Source organism: Membranihabitans marinus (genome assembly GCF_021729155.1).
In the GTDB taxonomy this organism is placed as follows: Bacteria; Bacteroidota; Bacteroidia; order Chitinophagales; family Saprospiraceae; genus Membranihabitans; species Membranihabitans marinus.
On the sequence record NZ_JAJQYA010000012.1, the window covers coordinates 61,036 to 79,355 of the forward strand.

The window sequence follows — 18,320 nt, forward strand, 5'->3', positions numbered from 1 at the left end:
TTCGATTCATCAGCACATCCTCTGATAATCCTTCTTCATTTCTGAATGATGTCGCCAAACATCCTATAATATATTATTAACTAGCCTACTTCCTATTTTACCAGTGCTATGGCTTTGGCTTTTGCTACAATGTTTTCTACACTGATACCATAGTGTGCATAGAGTTCTTTGTAAGGAGCACTTGCACCGAATTCATCGATGGCAATTACCTCGCCTTTGCTTCCCGTATATTTATGCCATCCCATGCTCGAACCAGTTTCTACAGCTATTCTTGAAGTGACATCATCGGGGAGTATGGATTCTCTATACTCAGCAGATTGCTCTTCGAACAATTCCCAACTAGGCATGCTGACAACTCGTGCATCGATATTGTTATCTTTGAGTACAGCTTGTGCTTCGATGATCAATTCTACTTCTGATCCAGTGGCCATTAGGATCACATCTGGACTATCGCCAGCCTCCTTAGACAAAATATATCCTCCTTTAGCAAGATTGGAAACAGCGTTTTCTTCATTTCGTTCAAAAATGGTCAAATTTTGTCGAGTTAATACCAACATAGTAGGTCCATTCTTTCTTTCGACAGCCACTTTCCAAGCTTCTATGGTTTCATTGGCGTCGGCAGGTCTGATGACCGTAAGTCCAGGCATTGCTCTCAATGAAGCCAAGTGCTCAATCGGTTGGTGAGTAGGGCCATCTTCTCCTAATCCAATACTGTCGTGAGTCATCGTATATATAACTGGCAACTTCATAAGAGCGGCCAATCTAATGGCTGGTCTGGCATAATCGGTAAATACAAAGAAGGTAGATGCAAATGTTCGCAAACCTCCGTGTAATTGCATCCCCGAAGTAGCTGCTGTCATACCAAATTCTCGAATACCCCATGCAAAGTTTCTATCGGTTGCACTGTCTTTCTGGAAATAACCAGATGATTTTATTTTTGTCTTAGTCGAAGGCTCCAAATCTGCACTTCCTCCCACTAAATAAGGCAGATCTTCAGCTACAGCATTGATAAATACACTGTTGAGAGATCTGGTCGCCATGGCTTTTTGGTCGGCGGTGTATACGGGCAATTTGTCGGCCCAATTTTCAGGCAGCTTTTGTTCCAAAGCCGCTTTAAATTCAGCTGCTTTTTCTGGATTTTTGGCTTCGTAGTCCGCTAGCAAATCATTCCATTTGCTTTCAGCTTCTAAACCATTTTTCCCGATTACACTAAAGTGTTCCATTACACCGTCGGGAATAAAGAATGGTTCTTGCGAAGGGAAATTGTAAAATTCTTTGGTTTTTCTTATTTCTTCTTCACCTAGAGGAGATCCGTGAGCTGCTGAAGTGTCTTGCAATTCAGGGGCTCCATATCCGATATGGGTGCGCAACAATATAAGTGTGGGTTTGTCGTCGTTTTGTTTTCCCTGTTTGATGGCATCGCCGATAGCGGCAATGTCGTTGCCTTTGTCTCCTAAATCAATGGTTTCCCATCCATAGGCTTGAAATCTTTTGGCGATATCGTCGGTACAACTCAATTCTGCACTTCCTTCAATGGTTATTTCGTTGTCGTCAAATAAACAAATGAGTTTACCCAATCCAAAATGACCAGCAATTGATGCTGCTTCATGAGAAATTCCCTCCATTAAATCTCCATCTCCACAAAATACATATGTATGGTGATCTACTATATTGTGATCGGCAGTGTTGAATTTGGCTGCCAAATGTTTTTCTGCAATGGCCATTCCCACGGCGTGAGCCAGACCCTGTCCCAATGGACCCGTAGTCGTCTCTACCCCAGCGGTGTGCCCGTGTTCTGGGTGACCTGGAGTCTTACTGCCCCATTGTCTAAAATTTTTTAATTCCTCCAATGACAAATCATAACCAGTCAGATGCAACATACTATATATCAACATAGATGCATGTCCGTTGGACAATACAAATCGATCTCTATCAAACCAATTTGGATTATTGGGATTGTGTTTCATGATGTTTCTCCAAAGCTCATAAGCTGCTGGGGCCAAAGCCATTGGCGTACCAGGGTGACCTGAATTTGCTTTTTGAACTCCATCCATAGAAAGTGTCCGGATAGTGTCGATCGATAGTTTAATGATTTGTTCCATCTTGTAATTGGTATTTAAAAATTTAAAATGCCATCATCAGAGGGCTGATTTAAAAAAGCCACAATTTATGGTTTCTTTTTTAAATTGTAATGATTGCCCTTGTAAAGTTTATATTTCACAATATCAGGTTTTTTAAATTTTAGGGTTAATAATGGCAATTTTGTTTTGATTTTATTAGCAATTGGATTTGATTTATTCTTATCGTGTTGTGAATTAGTTGTTTGTATCGGCAAAGCCTTTTTCGACCATTTAATTGTTGGGAAGTATTTTGAAGTTTTTCTGGCCTTATCTCGAATCTCTAATCCTTCTCCATCATCGTCCTGTTAGTTTTTTAACCAAAAAGTAAGCAAGTAATTCAAGTTATTTATTTTAGTCAATTTTGGTATTTAAGTGAAATAGGAGATCTTTGAACTTGAGGAATCCATTTATTTATATTGATCAAATAGGGAAGAGGAAAAGCCATGTCCAATTACGAACTAGATATTGCGAGAGAATTTGTGCAAAATACCGATCAGAATCTTTTTTTAACTGGAAAGGCAGGGACAGGTAAAACCACCTTTCTCAAGGAAGTTATTCACAAAATCCGAAAAAAATCTATCGTCGTCGCGCCTACAGGAGTGGCAGCCATCAATGCCGGTGGGACAACCATTCACTCCATGTTTGGCTTGCCGCTCAAAGCCTTTGTACCAGCCAATGATCCGGTGGATCACAATTTGGCCAATAATCTTTTCTCTCTCAGCAAACACTTTAGGTATCGCAGTGAAAAAAGAAATTTGTTGCGAGAATTGGAATTGGTAGTCATCGATGAAATATCCATGGTGAGGGCAGATATCTTGGATGCCATTGATTACGCATTGCGTTTTGTTCGACGGTCAGACCAAGCTTTTGGTGGTGTGCAGTTGATCGTGATCGGTGATCTCTATCAGCTTTCCCCAGTGATAAAACAAGATATCTGGTATCAGTTGCAGCCTTATTATAGGAGTGGGTATTTTTTTGATGCTTATAGTTGGAAAAAATCCAATCCTGTAATGATAGAACTCAAGCATATATATCGACAAACCAATGCCGATTTTATTGCTATTCTCAATAGGGTTAGGGTGGGTAATCCTACAGAGGAAGATATTCAGAAATTAAATGAAAAATACGTGGCCCAAGAAGAGGATATTCCCTCCAATCATATTGTGTTGACTACCCACAACCAAAAGGCACAACAAATTAATCTCACTAAAATGAGAGCCCTCAATACCAAAGTCATGAAATACAAGGCTAGTGTTAAGGGCGACTTTAATGAAAATGCCTATCCAGTAGAATTTGTGTTGGAGCTAAAGATTGGGGCTCAAGTTATGTTTACCCGCAATGATAGCGAAGGCGGTAAATATTTTAATGGAAAGATAGGAGAGGTAGTCGACTTGAAGAAGGAAAGTGTCAAAGTAAAGTTCGACGATGGTGAAGTCATTGAGGTGGAAGCCATACAATGGGAAAATTATACCTATAAACTCAATCCCGAAACCAAGGAGGTAGAGCAAGAGAAGTTGGGCAGTTTTTCCCAGTTTCCCCTTCGTTTGGCCTGGGCCATAACCATCCACAAGAGTCAGGGTTTGACTTTTGAAAACGCAGTATTGGATTTGGGGAATTCCTTTGCTTATGGGCAGGCTTATGTAGCGCTGAGTCGATGTGTCGACCTCCAAGGTATATCGTTGAAATCTAAACTAAAATTGGAAAACATTAAAGTGGATCAGACCATATTGAGATATTCTGAGCAAGAGTCTCAAGTCGATTATGATCTACGGTTACACGCTGCCAAAGAAAAGTTTGCCGTTAAAGTCTTGCAAAAATATTTTGATTTTCATCCATTGAATTTAAAGTTTGAACAGTGGCAGAGCGAGATTAAGAAGAGAAAGGAAAACGATTTGCCGCCTTTTTCTTATTCCAAAATTGCTGGAGAAATTCAAGATATGCATAATATTTCTCTTAAATTTTACGGACAATTGGATCTATACGCCCGTCATTTTATTTCTGAAGACGACATGATTCCATTAAAATCTAGGGTGCAGAAAGGGGTGGAATACTATAGTGATCGGCTTTATAAAAACTGTATTTCAAGTGTTACAGCCTTTTACGAAAAAATCGCTCACACCGCAGGAATGAAAAAAATCCAGCACAGTACCATTGATTTTTTGGCTGGATGTTGGGATTTGATGGATCGATTATATTCGGTTGAGTTCTATGGACAATCCCTCTATCAGGGTGAGCAATACAAGCGGCCGGAAGAATGGTCAAAAACCAATCTTGTCAAGGCCAAAAAGAAAGAAACCACAGCTGAGGTAAGTCTGAAATTGTTGCAAGGAGGTATGGGCGTAGACGAAGTCGCTGCCCTGCGTCAATTGAAGGCTTCTACTATTGAGAGTCATGTATTGTCCCTATACAAAGAGAAAAAATTAGATATTCACCCCTTTGTAAGCAAAGAAAAGTTGGTCAATATTTTACCTTTTTTTGAAAATGGTAAAAAAGAAGAGACATTGACTGATATTCACAGAAAAATATCCTTTGACGTAAGTTTTTTTGAGTTGCGCATGGTGAGGGCTTATATGGAGAGACAATAGGCTATCCTCGGCTAAATATTAATTTTTGACTTTGTTTATGGGGATTTCAATTAGAAAAGCCTACTTTTGCGGGCTATTGAGAATCAACAATTTAAAAAAAATTAATAACTTAGTTTATGAGTATTGCTAAAAAAGGAGATACGGTAAAAGTACATTACACCGGTAAATTGAAGGATGGATCAATTTTCGATTCTTCAAGAGAAAGAGAGCCATTAGAATTTCAATTAGGGGCTGGTATGATGATAGCCGGATTTGATGTAGCCGTTGATGGCATGGCAATAGGAGAGTCAAAAGTAGCGGAAATTCCAGCTGCTGAAGCCTATGGTGAAGCCAATGAGGAAATGATAATCACTATACCAAAAGATCAATTGCCAGGTGAGATAAAGCCAGAAGTAGGACAACAATTATCTATGCAACATCCAAGTGGGCAATCCATCCCTGTTGTGGTGACCCAAGTGGAAGCAGAAAGTATCGTTATTGATGCCAATCACCCCTTGGCAGGAAAAGATTTAATTTTCGATATCGAGTTGGTGAGCATCGGATAATCCGATTTAATACGAACTACATTTTATAATGACGGAAAAGATTTCGAGAGTATTTGAAGTTTGACGAGGCTAAAAACACAGGCATAGCCGTAGCTACGGCGAGTATTTTAAACGAAGTAAAACTTCTAATAAATCGAAAGATTACCGTTAATTATAAATGTAATTCGTATAATACCAACCTATGGTCCTTATCCCTTGTGATGGTTAGTGATTTTTTGAATAGCTAACCACAGTATTTATCAACTTTTTTCTACCGATAAATCTCATATAGGATAAGGACTTTTTTTATGGCTTACAGTATTTTTGCAACCATTCATCTTGTTCCCACAACATATGTAGAATCGATGATCTGGCTTGGTAGCCGTGACTTTCCTTGGGCAATAATACGAGTCTAGTTGTAGCGCCCACACTTTTCAAAGCCTCAAAATATCGTTTGCTTTGCATGGGGAAGGTTCCTGAATTATTGTCGTCTTCTCCGTGAATTAACAATATTGGAGCTTTTATTTTGTCTACATGGTCAAATGGAGACATCTTGTGATAGGTCTCTTTGGCCTCCCAATAATTTCTTTGCTCGCTTTGAAACCCAAATGGAGTAAGACTTCTATTGTATGCACCACTGCGTGCAATACCTGCAACAAATAATGAAGACCAAGTAAGTAGATTGGCTGCCATAAAGGCTCCATAACTATGACCACCCACTACTACTCGAGAAGGATCTATTTGTGGCCATCTCGACATTGCGTCTATGGCAGCAGAGGCGTTTTCGACCAATTGTTCGATAAATGTATCGTTGGGTTCTTCATCTTCTACTCCGATGATGGGAAAGGACACATCATCCAAAACAGCATAACCTCTAGTAGTCCAATAGATGGGAGAACCATACCAAGGGTAAATAAATTGATTTTTGGACGAGGTGATCTGTCCCGCAATATCTTTGTCCTTGAATTCATTGGGATAGGCCCACATAATTAGGGGGATAGAACGATGGGCTAACTTATCGTAGTTTTCTGGCAACATTAATGTAGCGTGGAGTTTTACCCCATCTTTTCTAGTATACTGTACTATTTCCTTGTGAATGACAGACAGTGATTCAAAGGGATTATTAAACTTTGTAATTGCCTCTTCTTTCTCGTGGTCGAATATATTGGATTTGTAATAATTGGGAAATGTAGTTTGTCCTTCTTTTCTAATCAATACCCATCCTTTTTGAATATCAATAACCGCTGCAATTTGAATCAATAATTCTCCATCATCGTCCTCCCAGAGTTTAGTTTTTTTATCGGTAATAATATTCCATTTTTCGATAAATGGTTTTTGACCTTTGGAAGAATATCCTTCGCCCTGTAGAAATAATTCATCGATTTGACCGGCGACCACAGAGCGATTGTAGTGGTTCTTCTCCATTATAAAATGACCGGGATCGCGGTATTTGTCTTGGAAGTCTCTGTCGATGATTTTCTTTGACAGCATCCTGCCTTTTTCATCGGGATATACAGCATAGGTCGCAGTGTTTCGATTGTCCCACCAGTAGTCGGTAATTAGGGATAATTGATTTTTCCCCCACAGAATATGGCTAAATCGATTCGTCGTCTTAAAGTGAGAGATGGCGGGCTGATCAAATGGAGCTGGCCATAAGAATATTTCGTCTCTAAATTCGGTATTATTCTCGGGATTGCCTTCGTCAAGAGCTTTGGCAAATACCAAAGTTGCCCCATCATTGGGTTTCCAACCGATGGATCGCTTATAGGGGTGAACAGCCATAAATCCTTTGGCTAGGTTTTCCAAAATTGGAATGGAAGCTATGTTTTTAATCCAATTGCCATCACTGGAGTACAAGTCGCTGTTCCTAGGGAATTTGGACACAGGTACAACGTAGGAAAATGGTTTTTGTATGGTATCAACTTTTACATATTGACCATCAGGTGAAAATGATAGACCAGCGTACATATTGGGGTCTAACCATGGACTGATGTGACCTTCGAGGTCAATTTTGACCAACTGTGAGGTAATCAGTGTTTCAAAGTTAAAGGCATCGTATGGATCTTTTAATAGATCTTGGACAGTTCGATTATGAGATTTCTGGCCATTACTGGTCAATATGGTTGGACCAATGGGTTTTATAGTAGATTTGTCGATGAGTGATGGTCGGTCTGGTAATACTTGTAGGGCCATTACATACCGGCTGCAAGGTGACCATATATAGGGACTGCAAATATTGGCATTGAGACTAGGGGAGGATATTTGTCGAGCCTCCATGTTGTCGATAGATATGACCCACAATGACAATCCCTCATCCTCAATTAAAGTAAAGGATAGATATTTTTCATCTGGTGACCATCTAATGTAGCCAATCTTCATTGATGAAGGCAGTCCAGTGACTTGATGTGTGGTTTTACTCTCAAGGTTTTTAATCTGAATTCCTGTAAAATACGATTCCCGACTGCTCATATTGAGTTTGGGATGAATCCGCAATCCTGCCAATTTCATTTCGACTTCCATTAACTCCGACAGCTCTTTGTAGTTTTTCCGGTCGAGCATGACTAAGTACTTGGCCTTGGAATCTATGCGAATGGCTGGTGGAAGAGGAGCGTCGGCAAGTTCCATAATTTCCTTGGGGGGAACTTGATAGGTGGATTCTTGATAATATTCTTCGATAGCTATATGTTTTTAATAAAGGATAGAGATAGAAGTTTACAGTTTATCTCGCCAAACCCGATTTTCATTGATGACACTAGATCCATCGAGGTAAGTCATTAATAAGTTGTCGTCTTTGATCACAAACCTCATAATTAAGGTTCCATCGTCTAAGAACAGTCCTATTTGTTTGTTATTGGACAAATAATTGTATTGACCGCCGGTAGATTTTTCATTGAGGTGGTGTTCTGCAATCCGATCAACTTGGGATAAGAAAAATGTGCCATCCTCGTACAAAATTAAGTCGTTGTATATAGAATCGTATTCTAGGTGGTCGATGGACCCTGTATAATGATGGATTATTTTGGGACCCTCCCCAGTATTTTGATTAGTTTCGGTTTGATTGGCACATGAAAAATAGGTTATAGAAAACAAAACTGCGATTGCTATGTAAGCAGTAGATTTTACAATGTTTCGTGTCATTTATGAGGTATTTTAACGTTCTACCGGTATTAATTTTATTATAAAATGCAAAATTTACATTTATCTATACCAAGATGTATTAACTTTGCGTTTTTAAATCCGTACAAAATTAAGAAAAAATGAAAATTAATTGGTTATTTATCTTTGTTATAATTTTGGGTCTAGGTGCTTGTAATTCAGGTAAAGATGCAGATTTAAGAGATGAAGCTCGTTCGAGCTTAGAGAATGCTACAGTGGTAACTCCAGGTGCGAGTGGCACTATGGCAGCTGAAGTGGATCCTTTTGGAGGACCTACGACGACGGTAGAATTTGAAAGTAAAAGATACGATTTTGGTGATGTCGTTTCTGGTGATAAGGTAAAGAATGTATTTAAATTTACCAACACTGGAAGTGAGCCATTGATTATATCTGATGTTAAGGCATCTTGTGGATGTACTGCTCCATCTTGGCCTAAAGAGCCTATTGCTCCAGGGGAATCATCTGAAATTGAGGCAATCTTTGACACCGCTGGTAAATCTGGTGCTCAAACCAAATCGATTACAGTTACAGCTAATACAGATCCGTCTTCTATCGTATTGATCTTAGAAGGATTGGTTGAAAAAAAATAATTGGGGTTCATTCCCGAATTCCTAAAGTGCAAAAAGGTAGTCTTGTTTCAAGGCTACCTTTTTGTGTTTTTAAAATAGGTTAAATTTTTCTTCTATCTCTTTTGCTGGGATAGCGAGATGGAGGGAATGCTACAATTCTGTCCTATCAATTCCTTATTCCAATTACATTTTATTATGGCGGATAAAATTTCGCTCGGTCTTCTTGACCCTAGGTCGATTTACAATCTTTCCTCACCCATCCACGACGCGGTGGTCGTCTTCCTTCATCCTGGCAAATCCATCCGGAGCACAGTGGCTTCGGTTAAATATCCTCGGCACAGTGGCTAAAACCCTATCGATATAGGGTGAAATCACATCGGAGGGCAGAATTCCTGAAGATTTAGGGTGGAATCATGCCGGAGCCAGCTTGATAAAAAAGTCCTGAAAGGACGAAATATGTCAGCGTAGGGTGAAACCCTATGAAAAATAGTTTACCCAAATAAGAAGTCCTGAAAGGACGACATAATAAATTAAAATGTAATTCTTACGATATACGGTTCAATCGCACCGGAGTGAACGAGCAAAGTGCAAAGCACCAGAGCCCGTAAATCGGGCTCTGGCGAGATAAGTCGCAGCCACTGCGCTGCGACTAGATTCCATGAAATTCGCTATCGATATACAGTTTAATCACGCCGGAGCCAGTGGCCAAAAACCTATCGAATTATGTTGCAATCACGCCGGAGCACAGTGGCCTACCCACCCACGACACGGTGGTCGTGGTTCCCTCGCCATTGATCCATTTAGGATCAATGGTTGCTCTAAAGAGCAACTTCGCTCGGTCATCCTAGAAAAATATCCCCCGCTGGCGGGGGTGCCTGAAAGGCGGGGGTGGATAAAAACACAATGGTAAATTAAATTGACTTCCGATGTAAATTGTAATCACGCCTCGGCGTAGAGACGCAATGCTTTGCGTCTCCAAATAATCTCAGATAAGACGCAAGGCATTGCGTCTCTACGTCCTCAAAATGAATTAAAATACCACGCTGGAGCCATTGGCTAAATTCCTGAAGATTTACGGTTCAATCACGCCGGAGTGAACGAGTAAAGTGCAAAGCACCAGAGCCCGATCAAACGAGTATTGATAACCTATTGTTGTTGTTGTTGTTGTTGCTGTTGTTGTTGTTGTTGTTGTTGTTGTTGTTGTTGTTGTCGACTCTGTAAAAATTTAACAAATAAATCAACGGCTTTTGACCGATGACTGATTTTGGCTTTAATTTGGGGGTCTAATGTTCCAAAACTTTCGCGGTATTCTTTGGGAATAAATATGGGATCATAACCAAAACCATTATTTCCACTGATTTGGTGAGCAATTTCACCTTCTAATACTCCTTCGAATGTATAGACATTTCCATTTTCTATATAGGCGATGACGGTTCTAAATCTGGCATTGCGATTGGATTGACCACTTAGGTTTTTCAATACCAAGGCAATATTGTCTGAATCCGACTTTTGAGGGCCAGCATATCTCGCAGAATATACTCCAGGGGCTCCGTTGAGACTGTCTATTTCTAATCCAGTATCTTCTGCAAAACAATTACAATTAAAATTTGCGTAAATATATTCGGCTTTTTGAATGGCATTGAGCTTGATAGTGTCTTTGTCTTCGGGAATGTCACCATCAAATCCTATGCTGTCCAATCCTTTAATTTCATAAATAGAATCTAACTTTTCTCTAACTTCTTTTAATTTATTGGGATTGCCGGTGGCAAAGATTAATTTATTTTTCATGGCTTACATTGGTTTTGAGAAGGTTCCATAATTTTGATTTAAGCTCTTTGTCTTCCATAATATTTGCTGGACTCGGAGTATATATTATTTTATATGGACCTATTGATTGAATGGAGAAATAGTTTATTTGGTTATGAAAACTCAATTGGTGTGGACTGACTCCCATCAATAACAGTGTGATTTCGTGCGGTTTATCCTCGAGTATTGTGGTGAATGGTATATTATGTCCAGATTCAACGGTGAGCAACTGGTATTGGGCACTCTCCAGTTGTAGGGCCTGCATGACTTTGTTTACAAATTCAATTTCATTTTTAGAAGAACTTGGAATAATTGATAAAATCTTTACATTTTTTGAAATATTTAAACGGTTTTTAGCAATTAAGGTGTTAGTTTTGTATTTAAAATATTCGTTAAATGGATGTATCGAAGACATAACCAATTTTGTTTAGGTTAGTAAATTTAGAAAATATGAGTACAATTTCATCAGATATAAAAATTAATAGAGTTTTGGAATCAAAACTCAGTAAAACCAATTTACAGGACATCCCCTTTGGTCGAGTTTTCACAGATCACATGTTTATCGCTCATTACATTGATGGGGAATGGACTCAAATGGAAATCAAAGGTATTGAAAATTTTTCTCTACATCCATCTAATCTGGCCTTGCATTATGGTCAATCTATTTTTGAGGGCATGAAAGCCTCTAAAAATGCTGATGGACAACCTTTGTTTTTTCGACCGGATGAACACATCAAAAGGTTGAATAGATCTGCAGATCGTATGTGTATGCCACATTTTCCAGAAGATTTGTTTTTGGAAGTGGTCTCAGAATTGGTCAATATAGACAAGGACTGGATTCCAGATATGGAGGGAAGTTCACTGTATATTCGACCATTGATGTTTGCTATGGATGAATTTTTAGGTGTGGCGCCGTCAGAACGTTTTAAGTTTGTTATTCTATTGCTTCCAGTAGGGCCTTATTACGACAAACCCGTTAAACTGATCGCCGATCCTCAATTTGTAAGAGCGGTAAAAGGCGGAACAGGGGAGGCCAAGACCAGTGGAAACTATGCCGCTTCTCTATATCCTTCAAAATTGGCCAAATCCAAGGGATATGACCAGATATTGTGGTTGGATGGCGTCAATAACTCCTTGATCCAAGAAGTGGGGACCATGAATATATTTTTCGTTTTTGACGATCATATTGCCACGCCTTTGGCCGATGGAGCTATATTAAAAGGTATTACCAGAATGTCTTTTATCCAGCTCTTGAAGGACAGAGGTTATGATGTACGTGAAAGACATATATCTATAGAAGAAGTGATGGAAAGTGGTAAAAATGGTTCATTAATCGAAGTATTTGGTAGTGGAACAGCTGCTGTTGCTACTACTGTGGAACAAATCACCTATGGAGAAGAATCCATTCATTTTGAAAGCGATAAGGCCAAAATTGCGCCAGAATTAAAATCATATATTGAAGATCTGAGAAATGGGCGCATAGAAGATACCTATGGTTGGATCAAAAAGGCTTAATCTCCTTTGTTCAAATACAAATAAATTTAACCCAGAGTGCCATTTGCTCTGGGTTTTTTTTTATCCATAACTGTAAGATATTTTCTATTAAAATGAAAACGGATTAAATGTCAAAGTTTATATTTTAATATATATCGGAGTTTATTTTTGGGAAGAATGCATTGGTCATTAAATGATTCTTCTTGTTCAATGATATATAATTTTCCCAATATCACAATCTAAATGACGGTAATGTTCAATCCGTCAAAATCTTTGAATATCAGAGTATTGTTGCCTTTAGTTTATCATTACCCTATTGTTCTCAAGTAATATCGTGAATAATTTCATCCGTTCATATTCTAATATTTATATCCAGAGAACCCAGGTCGTCCAATTATATATTGTTCATCGAAGGGAATTTGTGGATATTATAAAGACCTGTCTTGTGGAATAAATTTAGGATAACCATGTATTTAAGAGGGTAAACGGATATCGTTTTTTGTCAAGAATTTCATATTTATTTTGGGTTTTATGATATTGATGGTTGAAAATCAATTGATTGTGACTCGTTGTTGCAGGTGAAAATTATTAGTGTTTGTTTAAATTAAATGTTTTCATAAAGTATTGTTTACTGTTTTGTAGTAATTAATATATTATAAAAAATCATAATTTGGCAAGGTTATTGTATTGCATATGAATGTCTAAAAGCCTATTCACTCATATAAAGTGATGTTTAATGAAAAACTTAATTAATATGCAATCAAAATTTACAATAATCCCGGGGATGTTGTTCATGCTGGTGATGATGCTGAGCTCATCGGTGGAGGTAAAAGCACAGGGGCCGATATGTACATCACTCTACCCAGGTATTAATGCCGATGGGGAGATACAGATAAGCATTAGTGATTTGATCGTTAATCAAGCTCAGCTCCCTATCAAAATCACCATTCGAGATTTGCGCTTAAGTCAATTATACCAAGCGGAACACCAGAGTTTGGATGATGTGATTACCTTGAATATATGTGATCATATCGAAAGAGATTTGGTTTTTACCATTGAAAATGCTGCTGGTGCTTGTTCTGATTCTTTACATATTGGAATACCTCAATTGCCGACCATGCAAGGACGAAAAACTACGGTTTTGTGCGATGATTCTCTGTTGCTCAATCAACGTCCTATAGGGAATGAATTTCCTCCCATATATTCTGGTTGTTTAAAAACCATTGACACCTTAGTAGCAGCAGATTGGGTAGAAAAATACGATTGCGACGATTATTCCAACGATACTTTAAAAGTAGTATATCGATTATTGGAAGGTTATGACAAGTTTGGTAGAAGATTTGAAACCAAGGACACTATTGTCGTGCTTAAATTTCCTAAGATTTATCCTGAAGACTTTATATGCGCAGAAACCGATACCTTATATTGTGGGGTAAATGATGATTTTGGTCCCAAAATTATTTTTCAGCACCCTGTGACTATGGAGGAAATAATTCATCCCCTTGTTGAAGTAAAGGTAAACGATGACCAATCTCTAGAGTTTTTGCCGACATCTATAGAAGAGTATTGCCAAGTAACCAATAAGGTTAGTTATGAATTAATAGATGATACTAGGTGTGAAAATTTGTACAAGGTAGAAGTAGAATTTTCACAGGAATGTTTCTATGAAGAGCCGCAGATGATGATGAGGAATAAAGGTTTTGAAGATTTAGGTAAAAATAAATATCGATGTACTTTTTGGGTTTTGGATATTGATACCCTGCCACCAGTGATAGATATCGATACCATGGCTATAGTCAACACCGTAGGCTCACACGATTGTGAAGCGAGATTGGTTTTGCCCGATATTACCATTACTGATAAATGGTCTGGTTTACGTCAATTGAAATTGAGTGTGAAAGATCATTTTACTTCCAAATTGGTCCTCAGAAATGGATATTATGTTCCTGAAAAATCTTTATATCTACCTATGGGAGGAGGACCATATACATTTAATACTATAGAAGATCTCGATAAAATAGTAGATGATATTCCCGATTTTGATAAATTTTCTGAATCTGAGAACGTATATAAAGTTTATATAGAAGCAAGCGATAGCTGCAATCTGTTTTCATTGGATTCATTTTATGTTGTGGTTAGGGATATTACAGGTCCTACCGTAGTGAGTAACGATGATTTGATTGTCGGATTGACGAGCAAGGTGACTTGGATCGACGCCACTTCTTTCGATGAAGATAGTTATGACAATTGTGCCGTCTTAAAAGTTTTGGGGAGAAGAAAAAATTGGGCCACCTCATGTGGTGTTAATCTTTGCGACGGATTAGAAACCGATCCCAAAATAAATCCAGTAGAGGCAGAATATGCCCATTATTTGGAATGGCTGAAAATAGATGGAGAAACATGTTCCGATACATTATATAAAGAATGGCTTTTGGATTCAGCTTATTATTGTGCGCCGATAGATGAACATGGAAATGTCCTGTATGATGGTCTGCCTCCTTATATAGGTGGTGGCTGGATGGAAAAGGTTCCATTCTGTTGTGAAGATGCTTGTCAATTTGTAGACGTTGAATTATTGGTCATCGATTACTGGTGTAATTTTGGAAAAGGCTGGTTATCGGTCAAAGTGGAAGACAAGCAGCCTGTGTCTGTGGTTCAAGAATTGGACAATGAATTGGATTTGTCCTGTAATACATACAATGCTCATTACCGAGATATCATGGAGAAAGCTCAATCACTAAACAATGCAGATCCCAATGATCCAGAAAGAATCGCCGCATTTGAAGCTTTGGATGCTGCCCTCGGTGGGTACGAAAAAGTATGCATTGATTTGGATGGTTATATGACTAATGAAGACGGGGAAATTATAGTTCCCTCAGAATCTAATGTAACGGTGAAAAATCAAATCTGTGAGACCTATAATAAGCGTGAGCGGGTATATATAAAGAACGAACATACTGGTGAATACAGTTGGGAATACGTCAGTAAGCCAGCTATAGAATATACAGATATAGAGTTTGACATCAATACTGGTATTGTGGCTGTAAATTGTTTGGTTACTTGTCAGCAAGACGTTTGGATAGATTTAAACGATTGTGGCGAAGGTAAAATTACTCGTAGATTTTTGATAGAGAAAGGTTGTAAAGATCCTGAAACTGGAGAATGGGAAGGAGTGCCAGTGAAGATTCAAAAAGAGCAGGTGATTTATGTCAGTAAAGGTTGTGCCCTTAACTTGGCTATGTTTGAATGGCCTACCGAAGAATTGACAGTGGATGTTTGTGAATTTGAAAAAGACGAATTAGGTAATTATACTGGTTTGTTAGATCCAGATGTACTAGGTATGCCTCAGCATCTAAAAACTGAGGATTGCAGTTCCATCTCTATTGGTCACAAAGATGTTTTATATACCTTAATAGGTGATCAGAATGAAAATAAATTAAAGCTTATTAGAACTTGGATAGTCAATGAATGGTGTATAGGCAGTCAAGAAGCTGAGAATTCAGGAAAGATTACTTATGATCAGAAAATTTTCATAAATAAACAAATTGATTGTTCTGCCAGTGATTATAAATATACGATAAGTGGGAAGGTATTGACGCCTCAGTCCAAGCCTCTGCCTAATGTTTCTCTTACGGCATCGGTAGGGAGTCAAATAAAACGACAGACTGTGACCAATGACGATGGAGAATTTGTATTGGGTTTTGATTCCAAAGATGAGGTGACCATTATTCCCCAAAAAGTAGATAATCTGCGTTCAGGTGTAACTACTTTGGACCTGATTTTGATCAAACAAGACGTCTTGGGTAAGGTAATCATTCAAGATCCTTATCAACGCATTGCAGCCGATGCCAATCAAAATGGTGTTATCGATCCATTTGATGTCCTTCAGCTCCGACAACTTATACTCAGCCCTACTTATTTGCTCCCCAATAGCGATAGTTACCGATTTGTAGACGTCATTTCGGGAAAAGGCTATGGCAGTGTGGAATTAAAGTCAAGTGCAGAAATGGTTGATTTTATTGGTATAAAAGTGGGTGATGTTAACTTTTCAGGCTCTGTAAGTAGGTCTAGTAGAAGTCAGCTGGCCTCCAATAGTGTAGTAATTGAAGATCAATATATGTTGGCAGGCCAGGAATATGAAATCCCTGTTAAAATGGAAGATTTTCAACAAATAATCGGGCTGCAGTTAGAGTTGGAATTTTTATCTAAGGCGATCAAAAATATTGAAATATTGCCGGGTAGATTAAATATTGAAGCCGACCAATATGCAATAATTGATGGTCAATATTTAACCCTAAGTTGGGTCGATATCAATGGTCAATCTATAAATAAAGATGAGGTTTTATTTAGTTTAAAATTTACCCCTGAGCAATCGGTATTGTTGAGAGATGTATTATCGGCCTCAAATTCTATTATGAGGTCGGAAACCTATATTGATCCGGGATTGGCAGGAGAATTGGGAGTTAAAATTCAGTCTAATATTAATTATGATGCGGTATTTAAGGGCAATATACCGAATCCATTTACCGAGCAAACCAATATTGTATTTGAATTATTAGAGGAAGAAAATCTAACATTACAGGTATTTGATGTGTCTGGACGAGAAATAATTCGCAAAAATCATATGGGGAATATTGGTAGAAATGAGATTCCTATATCCGGCCAAAAGTTGCCCACTGCAGGTATATATTACTATCGAGTACACGGACATTCGTGGTCTGAAGTAGGTAAGATGGTATATATTAAATAAAATAAACAGAAAAATTAGTTTTCATCATAACAGCTTTATAGACAAAAAGAGGGTTTAATTTTAAACCCTCTTTTTTTGTGTTTTCATTTGTACTTCCTCTCATCTTAATGAGGTAGAGGAATAGAGGATTTATATTTTTTGTGTAAATAAAAATTGATATGGAATTCTTCCAATAGCTTGAGAGGATTGAAGAAATATTGGGGTATAAGGAAAACCTAGGATACATTTTCGTATTAATGAAGACTTAGCGTCGAGTATTTAAGAAAAATAATGACTTCTTTTTTACTTCTTTAGCATTTCCTCAATTAGGGGGTTGACCATTTCTGATGGCAAATCTCTCAAACATTTAAAGTGTCCCTTAGGACATTGATCACCGCCTAGTTTGGAACATGGATGACACTTCAAACTTGAATGATCCAAGGCTATAGTTTGGTGTAATAGCTGTGGGGGTAGATAGGGCGTCATGCCCAGTGGTGGGGCTGTGGCTCCCCATACCGACAATATCTTTTGGTTTAGGGCTGCGCCAATATGCATAGTAGCCGTATCGTGAGATATTAAGAATTGTCCTTCCTCAATGATTTTTGCTGAGGTATGGAGATTGCATTGATTAACCATGTTGATGACTTTGTCACCTAGGGCAGATTCAATTTCTGCTGCAGCTGCTTCTTCTGTCTTTCCACCTAGGAGAACAAGGGGGTAGGGGAGGTTGCCAAAATGCCGAATAATTTCATCGGTCGGCATCTTTTTGGTATTGTACGTACCTCCAATTCCATAGACAATGTAAGGATATGTGGTTATTGGATTCTTGGTCTCTTCTCCATAGAAGTAATCTAATCCCTGTTCGTCATTCACGATGCCTATTCTCTCAAGACTCTTGAAATAGCGATCTACTAAATGGCGAGGTTCTCCAATTAAATCGATTTGAAAATTGACGAGTATATATTTTTGGATATTTATCTTATTAAAATCAAATGAAGGACATTTTAATTGTGATCGAAAACGAAAGGACCTTAAATTTTTGTGAAGATCGATGACTAGGTCAAATTTTTCGCTTTGCAATCCTTTGAGGATGGTTTTATAATTGTTGTCGTAACAGTGAATTTTATCAATATAAGGGTTGTGGGCATTGATAAAAGCATTATTTTTTTTAGTTAACCAATGAACTTCAACATTTTTTTGAAGTTTTAACGTCCTAAAAACTGGGCTACATAACACAATATCTCCGATGGAACTAAATCTAATAACTAGAACTTTTTTTAATGCGGTCTTTATTGATTTCATATAGGGGATGTCACTATTTTTGAATAAGGAATGTA

The 18,320-nt window shown here is 38.1% G+C and carries 12 protein-coding genes; 6 read left to right on the plus strand and 6 right to left on the minus strand.

The genetic code is table 11. The features are described from left to right. Window positions 1-92: 92 nt before the first annotated feature. On the minus strand, window positions 93-2,102 hold the full coding sequence (gene tkt, locus LVD51_RS09590; protein WP_236971008.1) for a transketolase: 2,010 nt from the start codon (window positions 2,100-2,102) through the stop codon (window positions 93-95). Between the two features lie 461 nt (window positions 2,103-2,563). On the opposite strand from tkt, the gene LVD51_RS09595 reads away from it, so the two are divergent. Continuing rightward, window positions 2,564-4,705, plus strand: a complete 2,142-nt coding sequence (locus tag LVD51_RS09595) for a helix-turn-helix domain-containing protein (protein ID WP_236971009.1) — start codon at window positions 2,564-2,566, stop codon at window positions 4,703-4,705. Between the two features lie 116 nt (window positions 4,706-4,821). Continuing rightward, window positions 4,822-5,250, plus strand: a complete 429-nt coding sequence (locus tag LVD51_RS09600) for an FKBP-type peptidyl-prolyl cis-trans isomerase (protein WP_236971010.1) — start codon at window positions 4,822-4,824, stop codon at window positions 5,248-5,250. A gap of 285 nt (window positions 5,251-5,535) precedes the next feature. Here the strand turns inward: LVD51_RS09600 and LVD51_RS09605 are convergent, their stop codons facing one another. Both LVD51_RS09605 and LVD51_RS09610 read right to left on the minus strand, forming a co-directional pair. Continuing rightward, window positions 5,536-7,854 carry a S9 family peptidase gene (locus tag LVD51_RS09605; RefSeq protein WP_236971011.1) on the minus strand — a complete coding sequence of 773 codons (2,319 nt, stop codon included), beginning with the start codon at window positions 7,852-7,854 and terminating at the stop codon, window positions 5,536-5,538. Window positions 7,855-7,941: 87 nt separating this feature from the next. Beyond that, the gene (locus LVD51_RS09610) at window positions 7,942-8,367 is read right to left on the minus strand and encodes a hypothetical protein (RefSeq protein ID WP_236971012.1); all 426 of its coding nucleotides are present in this window, start codon (window positions 8,365-8,367) and stop codon (window positions 7,942-7,944) included. 119 nt (window positions 8,368-8,486) lie between these two features. Here LVD51_RS09610 and LVD51_RS09615 point away from each other — a divergent pair, with 119 nt between their 5' ends. After that, complete coding sequence (locus LVD51_RS09615; RefSeq protein ID WP_236971013.1) at window positions 8,487-8,975, plus strand: DUF1573 domain-containing protein; 489 nt, start codon at window positions 8,487-8,489, stop codon at window positions 8,973-8,975. Between the two features lie 637 nt (window positions 8,976-9,612). Beyond that, window positions 9,613-9,864 carry a hypothetical protein gene (locus tag LVD51_RS09620; RefSeq protein ID WP_236971014.1) on the plus strand — a complete coding sequence of 84 codons (252 nt, stop codon included), beginning with the start codon at window positions 9,613-9,615 and terminating at the stop codon, window positions 9,862-9,864. Between the two features lie 236 nt (window positions 9,865-10,100). Here LVD51_RS09620 and rdgB read toward each other — a convergent pair whose 3' ends face one another. Together rdgB and LVD51_RS09630 are read right to left on the minus strand one after the other, a co-directional pair. Then, window positions 10,101-10,742 carry an RdgB/HAM1 family non-canonical purine NTP pyrophosphatase gene (gene rdgB / locus LVD51_RS09625; protein WP_236971015.1) on the minus strand — a complete coding sequence of 214 codons (642 nt, stop codon included), beginning with the start codon at window positions 10,740-10,742 and terminating at the stop codon, window positions 10,101-10,103. After that, a complete protein-coding gene (locus LVD51_RS09630; RefSeq protein ID WP_236971016.1) occupies window positions 10,732-11,175 on the minus strand; it encodes a hypothetical protein in 444 nt (147 codons plus the stop codon). The genes rdgB and LVD51_RS09630 overlap by 11 nt, the downstream gene beginning before the upstream one ends. Window positions 11,176-11,210: 35 nt before the next feature. On the opposite strand from LVD51_RS09630, the gene LVD51_RS09635 reads away from it, so the two are divergent. Further along, window positions 11,211-12,275 (plus strand): branched-chain amino acid aminotransferase, encoded by a 1,065-nt coding sequence (locus LVD51_RS09635; RefSeq protein ID WP_236971017.1) that lies wholly within the window; start codon window positions 11,211-11,213, stop codon window positions 12,273-12,275. 733 nt (window positions 12,276-13,008) lie between these two features. Next, window positions 13,009-17,004: a T9SS type A sorting domain-containing protein gene (locus tag LVD51_RS09640; RefSeq protein ID WP_236971018.1), complete on the plus strand. Its 3,996-nt coding sequence runs from the start codon at window positions 13,009-13,011 to the stop codon at window positions 17,002-17,004. A gap of 282 nt (window positions 17,005-17,286) precedes the next feature. Here the strand turns inward: LVD51_RS09640 and LVD51_RS09645 are convergent, their stop codons facing one another. Then, window positions 17,287-18,285 carry a glycosyltransferase family 9 protein gene (locus tag LVD51_RS09645; RefSeq protein ID WP_236971019.1) on the minus strand — a complete coding sequence of 333 codons (999 nt, stop codon included), beginning with the start codon at window positions 18,283-18,285 and terminating at the stop codon, window positions 17,287-17,289. Between the last annotated feature and the right edge of the window lie 35 nt (window positions 18,286-18,320).